8 protein-coding genes and 2 rRNA genes (1 of these 10 running past the window's edge) are annotated in these 17071 nt (G+C 63.1%); 1 reads left to right on the forward strand and 9 read right to left on the reverse strand.

Annotated features, from left to right (window positions below; all coding sequences use genetic code 11):
* Positions 1–6: 6 nt before the first annotated feature.
* Positions 7–1533, reverse strand: coding sequence for a CoA-acylating methylmalonate-semialdehyde dehydrogenase (locus OCX61_RS23395; protein ID WP_261941588.1), 1527 nt, complete (start codon positions 1531–1533; stop codon positions 7–9).
* Positions 1534–1665: 132 nt separating this feature from the next.
* On the opposite strand from OCX61_RS23395, the gene OCX61_RS23400 reads away from it, so the two are divergent.
* Positions 1666–2616 (forward strand): LysR family transcriptional regulator, encoded by a 951-nt coding sequence (locus OCX61_RS23400; RefSeq protein WP_261941589.1) that lies wholly within the window; start codon positions 1666–1668, stop codon positions 2614–2616.
* A gap of 335 nt (positions 2617–2951) precedes the next feature.
* On the opposite strand, the gene yfiB is transcribed toward OCX61_RS23400, so the two are convergent.
* The 8 genes from yfiB to OCX61_RS23440 all read right to left on the reverse strand — a co-directional run.
* Positions 2952–3443 (reverse strand): outer membrane lipoprotein YfiB, encoded by a 492-nt coding sequence (yfiB, locus tag OCX61_RS23405; RefSeq protein ID WP_261941590.1) that lies wholly within the window; start codon positions 3441–3443, stop codon positions 2952–2954.
* Positions 3444–3446: 3 nt separating this feature from the next.
* Complete coding sequence (gene dgcN, locus OCX61_RS23410; RefSeq protein ID WP_261941591.1) at positions 3447–4718, reverse strand: diguanylate cyclase DgcN/YfiN; 1272 nt, start codon at positions 4716–4718, stop codon at positions 3447–3449.
* Positions 4715–5281, reverse strand: coding sequence for a regulatory sequestration protein YfiR (gene yfiR, locus OCX61_RS23415; protein WP_261941592.1), 567 nt, complete (start codon positions 5279–5281; stop codon positions 4715–4717). Before yfiR ends, dgcN begins: the two co-directional genes overlap by 4 nt.
* Before the next feature lie 70 nt (positions 5282–5351).
* Positions 5352–7427 (reverse strand): exodeoxyribonuclease V subunit alpha, encoded by a 2076-nt coding sequence (recD, locus tag OCX61_RS23420; protein WP_261941593.1) that lies wholly within the window; start codon positions 7425–7427, stop codon positions 5352–5354.
* Complete coding sequence (gene recB / locus OCX61_RS23425) at positions 7424–11095, reverse strand: exodeoxyribonuclease V subunit beta (RefSeq protein ID WP_261941594.1); 3672 nt, start codon at positions 11093–11095, stop codon at positions 7424–7426. The genes recD and recB overlap by 4 nt, the downstream gene beginning before the upstream one ends.
* Positions 11092–14556: an exodeoxyribonuclease V subunit gamma gene (gene recC, locus OCX61_RS23430; RefSeq protein ID WP_261941595.1), complete on the reverse strand. Its 3465-nt coding sequence runs from the start codon at positions 14554–14556 to the stop codon at positions 11092–11094. The genes recB and recC overlap by 4 nt, the downstream gene beginning before the upstream one ends.
* 124 nt (positions 14557–14680) lie before the next feature.
* A 5S ribosomal RNA gene (gene rrf / locus OCX61_RS23435) occupies positions 14681–14796 on the reverse strand.
* A 135-nt stretch (positions 14797–14931) separates the two neighbouring features.
* A 23S ribosomal RNA gene (locus OCX61_RS23440) occupies positions 14932–17071 on the reverse strand (it continues 753 nt past the right edge of the window).

A 17071-nucleotide genomic window follows, 5' to 3' on the forward strand; every position in this document is an offset into this window, starting at 1 on the left:
TTCTCCTTAGCGCAGGCTGATGGTGGTGTTCACACCGTCATTGACGCTGTCGTCATCGAACCAACGGGCGGTGACGGTCTTGGTCTGAGTGTAGAACTGCACCACTTGCTTGCCGTACGGGCCGAGATCGCCGAGCTTGGAGCCGCGCGAGCCGGTGAAGCTGAAGAACGGTACCGGTACCGGGATCGGGATGTTGATGCCGACCTGGCCGATGTCGATCTCGCTCTGGAACTTGCGCGCCGCCGCACCGCTCTGGGTGAACAGGCCGGTGCCATTGCCGAACGGGTTGGCGTTGACCAGGGCGATGGCCTCATCGAGGGTGTCGACTTCCAGGGTCACCAGCACCGGGCCGAAGATTTCCTGGGTGTACACCTGCATGTCGGTCTTCACCCCGGAGAACAGGGTCGGGCCGACGAAGTTGCCTTGCTCGTAGCCGGGCACTTTGACGCCACGGCCATCGAGTTCGAGTTTGGCGCCTTCCCGGATGCCGCTTTCGATCAGGCCCAGCACACGCTCCTTGGCGCGCTTGGAAACCACCGGGCCGACATCGGTGCCCGGCTCGCAACCGGCGTTGACCTTGAGCTTGCTCGCTGCCTCCTTGATGTCCGGCAGCCAATCACGCGCCTTGCCCACCAGCACCGCCACCGAGGTGGCCATGCAGCGCTGCCCGGCGGCGCCGAAGGCGGCACCGACCAGGGCGTTGACGGTTTGCGTGCGGTTGGCGTCAGGCAGCACCACGGCGTGGTTCTTCGCGCCCATCATCGACTGCACGCGCTTGCCGTGCTGGCTGGCCAGGTTGTACACGTGGGTGCCGACTTCGGTGGAGCCGACGAAGGAAATCGCCTTGATGTCCTGGTGGGTGCAGATCGCATCCACAACCTGCTTGCCACCGTGTACCACGTTGAGCACGCCCGCCGGCACACCGGCTTCCAGCGCCAGCTCGACCAGCAGCATGGTCGACAGCGGGTCCTGTTCGGAAGGCTTGAGCACGAAGGTGTTGCCGCAGACGATGGCCATCGGGAACATCCACAGCGGGATCATTGCCGGGAAGTTGAACGGGGTGATGCCGGCGCACACGCCGATCGGCTGGCGCAGGGTGTAGGTGTCGACGCCGCTGGCGACGTTCTCGGCAAACTCGCCCATCTGCAGGGTGCCGATGGAGGCCGCGTGCTCGACCACTTCCAGGCCGCGGAAGATGTCACCCTCGGCGTCGGCAAGGGTCTTGCCCTGCTCGGCGCTGAGCACCTGGGCGATGCGCTTGGTGTGTTCGCGGATCAGCGCCTGCAGCTTGAGCATGATGCGCATGCGTGCACCGATCGGGGTGTCACGCCAGGTCTTGAAGGCGCGCTGGCCAGCCGCCACGGCAGCGTCCACTTCTTCGACGGTGGCGAACGGTACCCGCGCCAGCACCTCTTGGGTGGCCGGGTTGACGATATCGCGCCATTCGCTGGTCTTCGACTCGACCCATTGGCCGTCGATCAGCAACTTGACCTGTTCGACCTTGGTCTTGTCAGGGGATTGTGGAGCGTTCATCTGCGTTCTCCTTGGAATTATTGTCAGGACGAGATCGCCGGCGCCGGGCAAACGCGAGGTGGCGCCTTGGGGCTTTTTTCGAGTATAGATGTGCAAACATCCAACAAGAACGCACAAAAAAACCGGATCAACATGCAAAAAGACCTGACCTCCCTCAGTGCGCTGAACTGGGACGACCTGAAGTTCTTCCTCGAAGTGGCGCGCACGCGCAAGGCCAGCAGCGCGGCCAAACGCCTGGCCGTCGACTACACCACGGTGTCGCGGCGCATCAGCTCGCTGGAGGGCGCGTTGGGCACGCTGCTGTTCGAAAAATCACGCACCAACGGCTTCGTCCTGACTGCCGAGGGGCAGCGCCTGCTGGGCTACGCGGAGTCGATCGAGAGCACCTTGCACATGGCCTGCGAGCAAGTCTCCGGCTCGGGCGTGGCGCTGTCGGGGCATGTGCGCATGGGCTGCACCGAGGGCTTCGGCAGCTTCTTCGTCACCCCGCAGCTGAGCCATTTCGTCGATGCCTACCCGGCGATCTCGGTGGATATCCTGCCGCTGCCGCACTTCATCAGCCTGTCCAAACGCGAGGCTGACATCGTCATCGCCCTGGAGCGGCCGGAGCATGGGCCTTACGTGTGCTGCAAGCTGTGCGACTACCGGCTGCGGCTGTATGCGACCCAGGACTACCTGGACAGCCATGCGCCGGTCCGCCAGGTCAGCGACCTGGCGAGCCACCCGTTCATCAGCTATGTGGACGACCTGGCGTTCAGTTCGGAATTGCTCTACCTGGCCAACCTGATTCCCAATGCCAATGCGCATTTGCGCAGTACCAGTGTCATCGCCCAGTACACGGCGGCGTTGCAAGGGCGTGGGTTGGCGATACTGCCGTGCTTTCTGGCGGCGCAGGATGCCCGGCTAGTGACGGTGCTGCCGGAGCAGATCGAGGTGACGCGGCAATTCTGGATGTATTGCCGGGAGGATCTGCGCAAGTTGAAGCGGATTACCTTGCTGTGGGATTACATCCGCGGGGTGACCGAGGCGAATGCACCATTGCTGATGGGAGAGACACGCGAGATTCGCTTTGCTCAGGGTTGATGGAGGTCTTTAGGTTTTCGCCACAGCATTTCCAGCGCCTATGCGACCGAGCGCCGCCCGCGCGGCGCATCGCGAGCTGCGCTCGCTCCTACGTTTGTTTCGGGCCAATATTTCCTGTGGGATTTGCGCGCGTACGCCTTGGCGCATGGCGCGATATCGCGTCGTACCAACAAGGCGGTCGCGCGCGCCTGTCACAGGCGTTACTGGCCCGAAACAAACGTAGGAGCGAGCGCAGCTCGCGATGCGCCGCGCGGGCGGCGCTCGATCTCATAAGCGCCGAAAACCTCAAGGCAGGCACCTGTCAGCTACACCGCGCTGTATTCTTCACAGCTATTTCAATAAGACGCCACCACAATCGACACCCGCCGGTTCTCGGTCCGCCCTGCGCTGGTGCGGTTGTCTGCCACCGGCTGCGTGCTGCCCAGCCCCCGGGTAAGAATGTTCTGCGCTGGCATCCCCACGCCGGCCAGTGCCTTGGCCACACTCTGCGCGCGCCGTTCGGACAACTGCTGGTTGTACGCCGCCTTGCCAGAGGCATCGGCATGGCCATCGACCCGCACGCCCTGAATGCCCACCCCCAGCAACGCCTTGCCGATCCGCTCGACGATTGCCTGGCTCGCGCCGTTGAGGTTGTCCAGATCACTGCCGAACAGCACCTTGCCCGACAGGTCGAATGCCCAGCCCTCGTCGGTGGGGGCAAAGCCTTCACGCTTGAGCACGGCAATCTGCTCGGCGGTCAGCCCTTGGGGCGGTGTGCTCTGGCACCCAGCCAGCGCCAGCAAGGCCAGCAACATCACGATGAAAGAAAAACGCAAACGCTGTATCACGGTTCAACTCCTGTTCCTGTAATCGGCGGCGGACCGTTCCGTCTGTGCCGCTTGCCACTGGCCACGGCGCTTGCGCTTGGCCTGGTACATCGCCGCATCTGCGGCATTGAGGAGGCTGGCAGGGTCGCTGCCATCATCCGGGTAATAGGCGATGCCGACGCTCAGCGAGGTGGTAAGGCTCTCGCCGCCATCGAGCAGCATCGGCAGTTGCATGCTGGCGATGATCTTCTCGGCGATGCGCTCGGCATCCTCGCGCGAATGCAGCGGCGTCAGCAGTACGGCGAACTCGTCACCGCCCAGGCGGGCCACCAGGTCGTGCTCGCGCAGTTGCGCACGCACACGGTCGGCAACATTGATCAGCACTTGATCACCCACGGCATGGCCGAGGCTGTCGTTGATCTGCTTGAAGTGGTCACTGTCGAGAAACAGCAACGCCAGATGGTCTTGCTGGCGTGCGGCATTGCGCAGGCTACGGCTGAGGCGGCCCTCGAAGAACGCCCGGTTGGGCAGGCCGGTGAGGCTGTCGTGGCTGGCCTGGTGAGCCAGGGTGGCGTTCTCGTGCTGCAAATGGCTGTGCCATACCTCCAGTTCATCGAGCAACGCGTTGAAGTCGTTGCCCAACTCGTTGAGCTCGGCGATGGGCGCTTCCGGTACGCGGCGGTCGAAACTACGTTCGCGGCGGGCAGCGTGGGCGACGCTGGCCAGGCCGCGCAGGGGCCGGACGATATCGCCGAGCAGGCGCCGCGACAGGTACAAGGCGACGAAGGCACTGAGGAGGGTGCAGAACAGGATGCCGCCAAGGCCGCTGAGCAGGAACAGCAGCAGGCTGCGGCCCTGGCCGATCAGCTCGATATGCCCGACCTTCTGTTGCTGGTGCATGATCGGCAGGTTGATCGGCTCATCCAGCAGGGCCGTCGCCACTTGCACCTCCAGGTGCCCGAGCAGGCTCTCATCGCTGCGTTGCCAATGCGCCAGCTGCTCACCGTCGTTGTTGAACACCTTGGCGTCGGCCACTTCTTCGGTTTTGGCGATCAGTTCCAGCGCCTCATTGGCCGCGGCACTGTCGTCGAACACTACGGCGGCTTCGACGGTGTAGTTGATCGAACGGGCAATCAGGTGCAGGTTGTGGTTGGCGTACACACGCAGGGCCAGCACGCCGAGCAGGGTCAGCGAGATGCCGGCCAGGCTCACCGCCAGCAGGGCCACGCTGAGGTGGCCACGGCCAAGTACCGAGCGCAGGGTCGGGCGCACGCCCTGCTTGTTGCCGGCCTTCATGGCAGTGCTCCGCGACGCCGTGACAGCTGCAGCACACTGGGGTGGATACGCACTCCAGAACGCGCCACGGAGTCGAGGTTGACCTCGAAGGCGACCTGTTGATCGCTGACGCGCAGGCAGAACAGGCTACCGACCGTACACGGGTCGTCGGCTTCGCTGATGCTCAGTACCGGTCGGCCACTGATGGCCTGGAACAGGCGGTCGCGCTGGCCATCGTCGAGCTTGCCGATGTACACGGCGTCACAGGCCTGGGCAACCTGCCGGTCGTCGGCCAGCAGGCGCCTTACCTGCAAAGGTTGCCCGGAGTTCTGCACGCTGCCTTTGATCAGGTCGTCGGCGTATTCGGTGGGGCCGACCAGGCACAGGCGCAAGGGCACGGGCTCGGTAGGCCAGCGCGCGTAGCTGAGGATACCCAGGACCACCTGGGTCACCGCCCTGGCACGCTGCTGGGCCTGCGCCGCGGTGGCCGAACCGTCCGCCTGGGCAGGGCCGGCCAGTAGTGACAAGGCAACCAGCAGCAGCGAAAGCGCGCAGCCTGTCAACCGCTCCCTGGCGCCTGTCATGTGAGAATTCTCTCAAAATCCTGTCGAAGTCGGCGCAACGATAGCACAACGCTGGCTGTCTGTAGGCGCGTCAGACTTGTTCGAGCATCAGACCGGATATGCGCCGTACCTTGCGCAGCACCGCCTCTTCGAAAATACCCTGGCGCGGCTCGATCAGGCTGAAGCAATGCTTGGCCCGGGTGATGCCGGTGTACACCAGCTCCTTGGTCAGCACCGGGTTGAGTGCATCCGGAAGCACCAGCGCGGTGTGGCTGAACTCGGAGCCCTGGGACTTGTGCACGGTCATGGCGTAAACGGTTTCCACCTCGTTGAGGCGGCTGGGCAGGACGAAGCGCACTCCGCCACTGCCATCGTTGCGCGGGAAAGCCACCCGCAGCAGCGCTTCACCGTGCTCATCCGGCAGGCGCAGGGCGATGCCGATGTCTCCGTTCATCAAGCCAAGGCCATAGTCGTTGCGTGTCACCAGCACCGGGCGGCCTTCATACCACGGCTGCTGGCTGTCGATCAGCCCGGCGTTTTGCAGCACCCGCGCTACCCGCTCATTGAGGCCTTCGACACCCCAGGCGCCCTTGCGCACAGCGCACAGCAACTGGAAGTCTTCGAAACTGTGCAGCACTTTGGCGGCCCACTGCTCCCAGCGCGGATCGTCGAATGCGCTGCCCGGTGCCGGGCGATAGCGGCCAATGGCACGCAGGTAGCTGCGATAGCCCTGAGGCCCTTCGCTACCCCGGTTGAGGCCGTCGAGAATCAGACGGTCGAAGGCCCGATCCTGCTCGCCACGCAACGCCAGGCCGAATACGTCCGCAGGCGGCAGGCTCAGCAGGTCACGTGCCGCCTGGGCCTCCTGGCGGTTGACCAGGCGCGCCAGCTGGCCGATGCCGCTGCCTTCACCAAAACGCCGCGAGAACCGCAACATCACGACCTGCTGGGCCAACGGATTGCGTTGCGCATCCCCAGGTTTCAGGCCACTGGCGGCCAGCGACTGGCCACCGATCTGCTCCAGCCAGGCCTGGGTCGCGGGCGAGTAGCAGCCCTCTTCGGCATCCCGGCACAGGTCACCGAGCACGGCGCCGGCCTCGACCGAGGCCAGCTGGTCCTTGTCCCCCAGCAGAATCAACCGCGCCTTGGGCGGCAATGCCTCCAGCAGGTTGGCCATCATCTCCAGGTCGATCATCGAGGCTTCGTCGACCACCAGCACATCCAGCGGCAGCGGGTTGCCGGCGTGGTGACGGAAGTGCCGCGAGCCCGGGCGACTGCCTAGCAGGCGGTGCACGGTGCTGACGTCGGTGGGGATCTGCCCGCGCACGTCGGCGCTCACCTGCAACCGTTCTACCTGCTGGCCGATGGATTCGGTCAGGCGTGCGGCGGCCTTGCCGGTCGGCGCGGCCAGGCGGATGCGCAGCGGCCGGCCCTGCTCCACCGCCGGCGCCTGCAGCAGCGCCAGCAAGCGCACCACCGTGGTGGTCTTGCCGGTACCGGGGCCGCCAGTGATGATGCTGAAGCCTGCGCGGGTAGCCAGGGCGCAGGCCAGTTTCTGCCAGTCTACCTGGCCGGCCAGGGCGCCTTCGTCGAACAGCTGTGCCAGGCGCGCCGGCAGGTCGGCCGGGGCCGCGTCGTCCTGGGTCAGGCGCTGGCGCAGGGTCTGGTCGATCTGCCGCTCGTAGCTCCAGTAGCGGCGCAAGTACAAACGCTGGCCGCTGAGCACCAGCGGCCGCGATTGCTGGCCCGGCGTATCGCCAGCCGCCACCAGCGGGCTGGCGGCAATGCGTTGCAGCCAGGTCGGCAAGCCAAGGTTGGCCAGCAGCTGCGAGGGCAGCAACAACGGCCCGCTCAGGGCATCACCTTCCGGCGGCAGCGACAGCGCGAAATCCGGTTCAGCGAGGGTCTGTTGCAGGTCGAGGCAGACATGCCCGTGGCCCAGCTGGTGGCTGGCCAGGGCTGCCGCCAGCAAGAGCAGCGGATCACTGCCGGGGGCACGCTCTTCGAGAAAGCTGACGAACGCCCGGTCGAGCGCGCGCAGCCAACCACGCTCCACCCAGCGATCGAGCAACTGCAACAGGTCAGCGCTGCTGTGCTGAGGGGCCAGGGCCAGCAGATGCTCGGCGTGCAGTGGCGTAGGCAAGAGATCGTCGAGGGTTCGGCTCATGGCGCGGCTCCGGCAAACAGGTCCTGCTGCTCGGGCGCGTGCACGCCACGGAACAACGCGTCGAGGGCCTCGATCAGCTCGCGTGGCGGTTTGGCGAAATACACACCGTGGCCGCTGCTGCTGGCGCCGCGCAGGAAGATGAACAGGGCACCGCCGACATGGCGGTCGTAGTCGTAATCAGGCAGCCGCGCGCGCAACTGGCGGTGCAGGGCCAGCAGATACAGCACGTACTGCAGGTCGTAGCGGTGCTCGAGGATGGCTTTTTCCATGGCCTGGGTGTCGTAGGCCTGAATGTCCGGGCCAAGCCAGTTGGACTTGTAGTCCGCCACGTAATAGCGCCCGTCGAGCGCGTAGGCCAGGTCGATGAAACCCTTGAACATGCCATTGAGCAAGGTGGGTTGCGCTGCCGGGCGTGCACTGCCGGGGTGGGTATGGCGGGCCACCAGGCGGTCGAGCTGCTCGGCGTCGACGTTGTGGCTGGCGAACCAGAACTCCATCTCGATCTGGTAATGCTGCAATTGCGCGAGCGTCAGCTGCCCAGGGCCGGCCGGCAGTGGCTCGTTGAGCAGGCGCTGCAGCCATTGGCTGAGGGTCGGGATCCAGCCGGCCCAGTCGCGGCGGTTGCAACGCTGGCCAACGGTACGCTCGATGAGCTTGGCGTTACCGGCGACTTCGCCAAAACCTTCACGGCCGGCCCACTCCAGCAGCCCATGAAGGAAGGTGCCCGGGTTGGGGCCACGGGGGAAGCGATGGATGTCGCCACCGTCGGCGGGGACTTCACGGATCAGCTGGGTATCGGCCACTTCGTCATCGAGCAGTTGCTGGGCCTGCGAGCTGTCGGCGCCGAGGGTTTGTTCGCCAACGCGCAAGGCACTGTAGGACGCGATCCACCAATGCTCGGCCGCCGCCCGGCGTGGCTTGCGGGCCGGCAACAGCTCGCGCTCGGCCTGGGATGCACGATAATGCTCATCGCGGGCCTCCGGCAGTGCCGGGCAGGCAATATCAGCGCAGCCTGCCAGCAAGCTCTGCAGCCACGCCTTGAGGTGCTCCGAGCCCGGCAGTGCCAGGCCGCCACCCAGCAGGTAACCGAGCGCCGAGCGGTGCAGCTGCGAGCTTTTCTGGTTGCCGCGCTTGAGGTCGGCGACACCCAGCCAGCAGGCGTGCTGGGCACGCGTCAGGGCCACATAGAGCAGGCGCAGGTCTTCGGCCAGGCGCTCCTCGTCGGCCAGGGCGATCTGCTCGGCGTCGGGGGTCAGCGTCAGTTGTGCGTTGCCGAGGCTGTCGTGCCAGGCCAGCGGCAGACGGCTGCCATCCACCGGCTTGCTGGTGCAGATGAACGGCAGATAGACCAAGGGGTATTCCAGGCCCTTGGACTTGTGGATCGTCACCACCTTGACCAGCTGCTCGTCGCTTTCCAGGCGCAGGATCTGCTCTTCGCCCGCTTGGCCGGAGTTGGCCAGGTGCTCGGCCAGGTGACGGATCAGCGCCTGTTCGCCGTCCAGCTCGCCGGCCGCCTGCTGCAGCAATTCGGCCAGGTGCAGCAGGTTGGTCAGCACACGCTCGCCATCCGTGCGGCCGATCAGCGTGCGCGGCAGCTCGAAGTCGTGCAACAGGTGCCGCAGCATGGGCAGCACGCCCTGGCGCTGCCAGATCTCACGGTAGCGGCGAAAGCGCATGACCCAGCCTTCCCACACCCGCTCGTCCTGATTCAGCTGATCAAGTTCGGCCAGCGACAGCTCCAGGGTCAGGCTAGCCAGTGCGGCCTTGAGCAGGCGCTCGGAATCCGGTTCGGCGCAGGCCTTGAGCCAGGCCAGCAAGTCATGGGCCTCCTGGGCGGCGAATACCGAATCCTTGTCGGAAAGGTACACGCTGCGCACACCGCGGGCGGCCAGCTCGCTGCGCACCAGCTGCGCTTCATGGCCATCACGCACCAGGATGGCGATGTCCGAAGGCTGGCACGGGCGCAACTCGCCCTGGTCATCGCTGAAGCCGGTCACTCCACGCTGGCCACCATTCAATACGGCAACGATATGACTCGCGCAGCTGGCTGCCAGCTGCTGCCGGTAGAGCGTGCTGGATACCGGTTCCTCGCTTTCCAGCTGCCAGCACTGCAGTGCCGCACACGCCTCGCCGTCGATCAGCAGGCGTTCGCGGCGGCCTTTGGCGCGGACCTCGACGAACGGCAGCGGGTTGTCATCGGCTTCGCGGAACAGGAAGGCGCCCTTGCCCTGCGTACGGGCTTCGGCCTGTCGGAACACCTGGTTGACCGCCGCGACCATCGCCTGGCTGGAGCGGTAATTGGTGTCCAGGCTGTGCAGGCGGCCGGCAGTGGCGCGCCGGGCCGACAGGTAGGTGTAGATATCGGCGCCACGGAAGGCGTAGATCGCCTGCTTGGGGTCGCCGATCATGAACAGGCCGGTTTCCGGGTTGTTCTGGCTGATGCGATAGATGCTTTCGAAAATGCCGTACTGGACCGGGTCGGTGTCCTGGAACTCGTCGATCAGCGCCACTGGGAACTGCTCACGGATGAGCCCGGCCAGGCGCTCCCCCGATTCCGTTGCCAACGCCTGTTGCAGACGCAGCAGCATATCGTCGAAGCCCATTTCGGCACGCCGGCGTTTTTCCACTTCGAAGCGCGCCGCCACCCAGGCGGCAGCGTGCTCAAGCAAGCGGGCATCCGGGCTGGCCAGGGCCTGCAACTGTTGCTGCAGGTTCTGCATCGCATGAAAGGCCGGGTGGTCGGGCGGATCACCGGCCTTCCAGGCTTCGGCCATCCCGGCCGGAGTCAGCCGGGTAAAGCCGGTGCCCAGGTCGAGTTCCACCGCTTGTTCATCACTGGCCCAGGTGCGCAGTTTTTCGAACCAGGGCTCGAAGTAGCGCGCCTGCAGTTTGCGGCCATCGGCCTGTTTCGCCGCCACGGCGTCGCGGCAGATCTGCTGCAGCTCGTCCGCCCATAGCACCCACGGCGCCTTGAGTTGGCTCAACTGCTCGCCCCGCTGCTGCAGCGCACCCTCGATCAGCGCTTGCGGCTCCGCTTCGTCCGGCTGCGCACGTAAGCGGCCGAACAGCGGGCGGATGCGCGGCAGCAGGGCATCGGGGCTGACCCAATGGCTGCGCACCCAGTTCAGCGCTTCGCCGTGCATGCCGTAGCAGAAGCGCCGCCAGTAATCGCGCATGACCTGGCCGAGCAGGTCACTGTGGTCGGTTTCCAGGCTCTGGGTAAACAGGCTGCCACTGTCGAACGCGTGCTCACGGAGCATGCGCTGGCACCAACCATGGATGGTCGACACCGCCGCTTCGTCCATCCACTGTACGGCGACTTCCAGGCGATTGGCGCACCGTGGCCAGTGTGCTTCGGCATAGTCGTCGCGCAGTTGGTGCAGCAGTGGGTCGCCGCCTTCCAGCTCGCCGCGGAAGAAACGTGCGGCCTCGGCCAGGCGCGCGCGGATACGTTCGCGCAACTCCTTGGTGGCGGCATCGGTGAAGGTCACCACAAGAATCTGCGGTGGCAGCAGTTCGCGGCCGAAGCCTTGCTCACCACCATGGCCGAGGATCAGCCGCAGGTACAGTGCGGAGATGGTGAACGTCTTGCCCGTGCCGGCACTGGCCTCGATCAACTGGCTGCCATGCAGGGGAAAACTCAGTGCCAGGGGGCGGGCCTGGGTCATGCTTCACTCTCCGGATTGCCCTGGGCCTGCCAGGCGGCGCTGAACAGGGGGCGGTACAAGGTTTCACACCAGCCTTCGAAGGTTTCGTCGGCGCTGAGTGCGGCGAAATCGCGGAACTGCCGGGCCAGGGCAACACTTTCGCTGCGCTCGCCGAAACTGGTGCGGCCATCCCCCTCGTAGGCACGGGTAGCGGCAGCCAGGGCTTTGTCCGGATCTTCCTGAGCGAGCCAGGCAAAGGCCGTCTTTGCGGCGACGGGCAAAGGTGCATTCATCGCCGCCTGGCGCGCGACCAACAGGTGACCCAGTTGTTCGCTAGCCTGAGCCTGCGGCAAGGGCCCGAGCAGCAGGGTGATGTCGCTGGCCAGCAGTGCACTGTGCAGTGGATAACCGGCAGCGCAGGCAGCCAGGTGCATCACCCAGCTGGCAATCAGGCGGTGCCATTTGAGGTTGTTGCGCCCGGCGCTGATGGTATTGGGAACCGTGGTGATACTCAGCAGGCTTTGATCGTCGGCCTGATAGACCCGGCCCAGCCAGCCTTCAAGACGGTGGTTGGCGTGCTCGAAGTGGATCGGCAACGCGCCGTCTACCACCGTCGGCCAGCGCTGCAGCAGCTGCCGATGACGTTGCAGCAGATCGGGCAGTGGCTGGATCAGTTCGGCTTGCAGCAGTTCACCGAAACCTGCCAGGGGTAGCATGCCGCAGGCTTGCAGGCGGCGGGCCTGGGCCTGCAGCGCACGTTCGGCGTTTTCAGGGTCGCTCAGGGCAGCACCCAGCAGGCTTTCGCTGGCGCTATAGCGCTGCAAGGCGTCAAGGACGAATGGCTCTTCGTCCGGTGTGGGGGCTTCCAGGGCTTCGAAGAACACTTTCAGGCGCTGGCTGAAAAAATGCCTCACAGGGTGACGCAAGAAATCCTGCAGCTGGGTCAGCGTCAGCGCTTCATCGCTGACATACGCTGGCAGGGCAAGGTCAGGCTGCTGCTCCTCAGCAGTCTGCTGGTGCAGCAATTGCCATTCATGGGCATAGCTGAACAACGCACTGCCTTTTTGGAAATAGCGCGCACTGAATGGCTGTAGCGGGTGCTCCTGGGTCAAGGCGTGCAGCAGCTGCTGGCCATCAGCGTCGCCCTTGAGGCGCCAACCGGCAGCCAGGTGATCGCGCAACTGGCCGATCAACACCGAGGCCGGTCGCTCACTGTTATCGCGGATGCTGCGGCCAACCCAACTGATGTAGAGCTGGTCACGTGCCGACAGCAGTGCTTCGAGCAGCAGGTAACGGTCGTCCTCCCGGCGCGAACGATCGCCCGGGCGGTAATCGCTGGCCATCAGGTCAAAGTCCAGCGGCGGTTGGGCGCGCGGATAGTCGCCATCGTTCATGCCCAGCAGGCACACCACGCGGAACGGAATTGCCCGCATCGGCATCAAGGTGCAGAAATTCACCGAACCGGCGAGAAAACGCTGGGACAACTTGCCTTCGTCGAGGCCCGAAAGCCAGGCCTCCCGGATCACCGTGAGTGGCAACGGGTCTTGCAGGTTTACGGCTTCACAGACTTCCAGCCAGCTGTCGCGAAGCGCCTGCAACTGCATCAAGAGAAATTCGTCGTGCTCTTCCTCGGCCAGGAAAAACACCTGCAGCAAAGCGTTAAGGCGATCACCCCACTCACTGGCGGTGGCGGGTTGGGCCAACGCCTGGTTGGCCACATCGAGGGCATCGAGCAGCGCAACCAGCGGGCCGATCAAGGCGGCATCCAGGCCGCCGATTTCATCGTACGGTTCGATGCCATCGCAGCCTTCTCCCACACCCACGGCGTAACCCAGCAACATGCGCCGAAGACCAAAGCGCCAACTGTTCTGCTCCAGGCCCTGAGGCAACCCAAGGGTGGCACGCTGATCGGCGTTCAACCCCCAGCGAATGCCCGCGCCTTCGATCCAGCGGTGCAGCGTGGGCAGGTCGCTTTCGCGGATGCCGAAACGTGCGCGTACTGCCGGGACGTCGAGCAGGTCGAGTACTTCGCTGACGGCGAAGCGGCTGTCCGGCAGCTTGAGCAGGTGTTCCAGGGCAATCAGCAGTGGGTCGCGGCCACGCTGGCCCTGGTCGGTCAGGGTGAACGGAATGTAACGCGGGTCGTTGCGCTGCAGTTGACCGAACACTGCACGGATATGCGGGGCATAGGTGTCGATTGCCGGGAGCATGACGATAACGTCACGCGGGCGCAGCGTGGGGTCGGCGCTGAAGCGGGCCAATAACTGATCGTGGAGGATTTCCACTTCGCGCTGCGGGCTGTGTGCCACGTGACAGCGCACGGAGCGGTCCTTGGTCGGGTCCACTTCTGGCCAACGTTCGCGGGTCTCTGCGAGAGGACGCAGTTCGAGGATATCGTCCTGCAGCTGGGTCAGCAGCGTGGTGGGCTGGCCGTCGCTGAACAGGTCGATGCGCCCGTCGCTGAACACGCCTTGATAGCTGCCGGGGTCGTCGTAGCTGTCCAGCAGGTTGATGTAATCGCGGCCTTGCTTGCCCCAGGCAGCCAGTAGCGGGTGGGCGTGCTGATGCAGCGACTCATCGTCCAGCTGCAGCGGCATGCCTTGCTTGCGTTGCTGGCGCTTGTACTGGTGGCGTAGCAGGTCCTTGTCGGCAACGATGTCGGCCCAGTGGTGACGGCATGGGTTGTGAACGCACAGCAGCACCTGGCTGAAACGGGACAACCCGGCCAGTGCCTCCAAAGCCTGGGCGGGCAGGGAGGAAATACCGAACACGATCACCCGCGAAGGCAGCCCGTGAGGTGCAGCTTCCAGGCTGTTGATGCGTTCGATGAAGCGCTGGTGCACCCCTGCCCGGCTCTGCGCCATACCCTGTTCACCGACATCCTCGAGCAACGCACGCCAGAGTTCGGCCTGCCAGCGGTTACCCGGGGCGAGGGGCTTGCGCTCACCACGGGCGGTATTGAGGATGTGCTCACCGGCTGCCCAGTCCTTGAGCCAGTCGGCACGGTAAACCTGGTATTGGTCGAACAGGTCGGCCAAGCGCTCGGCCAGCTGATAGCGCTTGCGCAGGTCACTGTCATCGGTGAGGAAGCGACGTAGCGGTTCGAAGTGCGGGCGCTCGATGAGTGCAGGCAACAGGCGCATCAGGCGCCAGGTCAGCGGTGCCTTGTCGAGCAGGGACACTTCCGGGATCTCATCGCGCCCGAGCACCATGCGATACAACTGCCACATGAAACTACCGGGCAGTTGCACATCGATGGCGGCAGCAATTCCGCAACCGCCCATGTCATCGTCCTGGGGGTCCTCGGCGAGAGCCAGCTTGAGCCACTGCGCAATGCCATTGCTCTGTACCAAGGCAATTTCGTTCTCCAGCGGTGCCAGCGGATAGCGGCGCATCCAACTCACCACCAGGCTGCGCAAGTCGTCCAGGCGGTTGCCGTGGACGATCATGAAACCAGGCTGCAGTGAGGTGCTGTTGGGCATGGAAAAGTCCCTGAGAGGAGAATGGGGAACGATATCACGGCTGGCTGCCGATGCTGGCCCGAGTAAAAGCCAGAAAAGACAAAACCCCTACCTGCATGCGCAGATAGGGGTTTTGCGAAATGAATCTTGACGATGACCTACTCTCACATGGGGAAACCCCACACTACCATCGGCGATGCATCGTTTCACTACTGAGTTCGGGATGGGATCAGGTGGTTCCAATGCTCTATGGTCGTCAAGAAATTCTGTTGCCAGAATGTCCTGTTGGACAGCCCAGCGAATCCGGATATGCGATATTTGTGATGTTGCTGCGAACTTTCGGTTCGTTTCGTCTTCACCACCGCAATCTGCGTCAGCAAATTGCTTGGGTGTTATATGGTCAAGCCTCACGGGCAATTAGTATTGGTTAGCTCAACGCCTCACAGCGCTTACACACCCAACCTATCAACGTCGTAGTCTTCGACGGCCCTTTAGGGGATTCAAGATCCCAGTGAGATCTCATCTTGAGGCAAGTTTCCCGCTTAGATGCTTTCAGCGGTTATCTCTTCCGAACATAGCTACCCGGCAATGCCACTGGCGTGACAACCGGAACACCAGAGGTTCGTCCACTCCGGTCCTCTCGTACTAGGAGCAGCCCCTCTCAAATCTCAAACGTCCACGGCAGATAGGGACCGAACTGTCTCACGACGTTCTAAACCCAGCTCGCGTACCACTTTAAATGGCGAACAGCCATACCCTTGGGACCGGCTTCAGCCCCAGGATGTGATGAGCCGACATCGAGGTGCCAAACACCGCCGTCGATATGAACTCTTGGGCGGTATCAGCCTGTTATCCCCGGAGTACCTTTTATCCGTTGAGCGATGGCCCTTCCATACAGAACCACCGGATCACTAAGACCTACTTTCGTACCTGCTCGACGTGTTTGTCTCGCAGTCAAGCGCGCTTTTGCCTTTATACTCTACGACCGATTTCCGACCGGTCTGAGCGCACCTTCGTACTCCTCCGTTACTCTTTGGGAGGAGACCGCCCCAGTCAAACTACCCACCATACACTGTCCTCGATCCGGATAACGGACCTGAGTTAGAACCTCAAAGTTGCCAGGGTGGTATTTCAAGGATGGCTCCATGAGAACTGGCGTCCCCACTTCAAAGCCTCCCACCTATCCTACACAAGCAAATTCAAAGTCCAGTGCAAAGCTATAGTAAAGGTTCACGGGGTCTTTCCGTCTAGCCGCGGATACACTGCATCTTCACAGCGATTTCAATTTCACTGAGTCTCGGGTGGAGACAGCGCCGCCATCGTTACGCCATTCGTGCAGGTCGGAACTTACCCGACAAGGAATTTCGCTACCTTAGGACCGTTATAGTTACGGCCGCCGTTTACCGGGGCTTCGATCAAGAGCTTCGCTTGCGCTAACCCCATCAATTAACCTTCCGGCACCGGGCAGGCGTCACACCCTATACGTCCACTTTCGTGTTTGCAGAGTGCTGTGTTTTTAATAAACAGTCGCAGCGGCCTGGTATCTTCGACCGGCATGGGCTTACGGAGCAAGTCCTTCACCCTCGCCGGCGCACCTTCTCCCGAAGTTACGGTGCCATTTTGCCTAGTTCCTTCACCCGAGTTCTCTCAAGCGCCTTGGTATTCTCTACCTAACCACCTGTGTCGGTTTGGGGTACGGTTCCCAGTTATCTGAAGCTTAGGAGCTTTTCTTGGAAGCATGGCATCAACCACTTCGCGCTCTAATGAGCACTCGTCATCAGCTCTCGGCCTTGAAATCCCGGATTTGCCTAAGATTTCAGCCTACCACCTTAAACTTGGACAACCAACGCCAAGCTGGCCTAGCCTTCTCCGTCCCTCCATCGCAATAACTGGAAGTACAGGAATATTAACCTGTTTTCCATCGACTACGCTTTTCAGCCTCGCCTTAGGGACCGACTAACCCTGCGTCGATTAACGTTGCGCAGGAAACCTTGGTCTTTCGGCGTGCGAGTTTTTCACTCGCATTGTCGTTACTCATGTCAGCATTCGCACTTCTGATACCTCCAGCAAGCTTCTCAACTCACCTTCACAGGCTTACAGAACGCTCCTCTACCGCATCACCCTAAGGTGATACCCGTAGCTTCGGTGCATGGTTTGAGCCCCGTTACATCTTCCGCGCAGGCCGACTCGACTAGTGAGCTATTACGCTTTCTTTAAAGGATGGCTGCTTCTAAGCCAACCTCCTAGCTGTCTAAGCCTTCCCACATCGTTTCCCACTTAACCATGACTTTGGGACCTTAGCTGACGGTCTGGGTTGTTTCCCTTTTCACGACGGACGTTAGCACCCGCCGTGTGTCTCCCATGCTCGGCACTTGTAGGTATTCGGAGTTTGCATCGGTTTGGTAAGTCGGGATGACCCCCTAGCCGAAACAGTGCTCTACCCCCTACAGTGATACATGAGGCGCTACCTAAATAGCTTTCGAGGAGAACCAGCTATCTCCGAGCTTGATTAGCCTTTCACTCCGATCCACAGGTC

Source organism: Pseudomonas sp. LRP2-20 (assembly GCF_024349685.1).
In the GTDB taxonomy this organism is placed as follows: Bacteria; Pseudomonadota; Gammaproteobacteria; order Pseudomonadales; family Pseudomonadaceae; genus Aquipseudomonas.

Coding starts and splice junctions, on each gene's coding strand:
- OCX61_RS23395 (WP_261941588.1), bottom strand. CDS start 1,533: ATGAACGCTCCACAATCCCCTGACAAGACCAAGGTCGAACAGGTCAAG.
- OCX61_RS23400 (WP_261941589.1), top strand. CDS start 1,666: ATGCAAAAAGACCTGACCTCCCTCAGTGCGCTGAACTGGGACGACCTG.
- dgcN (WP_261941591.1), bottom strand. CDS start 4,718: ATGAAGGCCGGCAACAAGCAGGGCGTGCGCCCGACCCTGCGCTCGGTA.
- yfiR (WP_261941592.1), bottom strand. CDS start 5,281: ATGACAGGCGCCAGGGAGCGGTTGACAGGCTGCGCGCTTTCGCTGCTG.
- recD (WP_261941593.1), bottom strand. CDS start 7,427: ATGAGCCGAACCCTCGACGATCTCTTGCCTACGCCACTGCACGCCGAG.
- recB (WP_261941594.1), bottom strand. CDS start 11,095: ATGACCCAGGCCCGCCCCCTGGCACTGAGTTTTCCCCTGCATGGCAGC.
- recC (WP_261941595.1), bottom strand. CDS start 14,556: ATGCCCAACAGCACCTCACTGCAGCCTGGTTTCATGATCGTCCACGGC.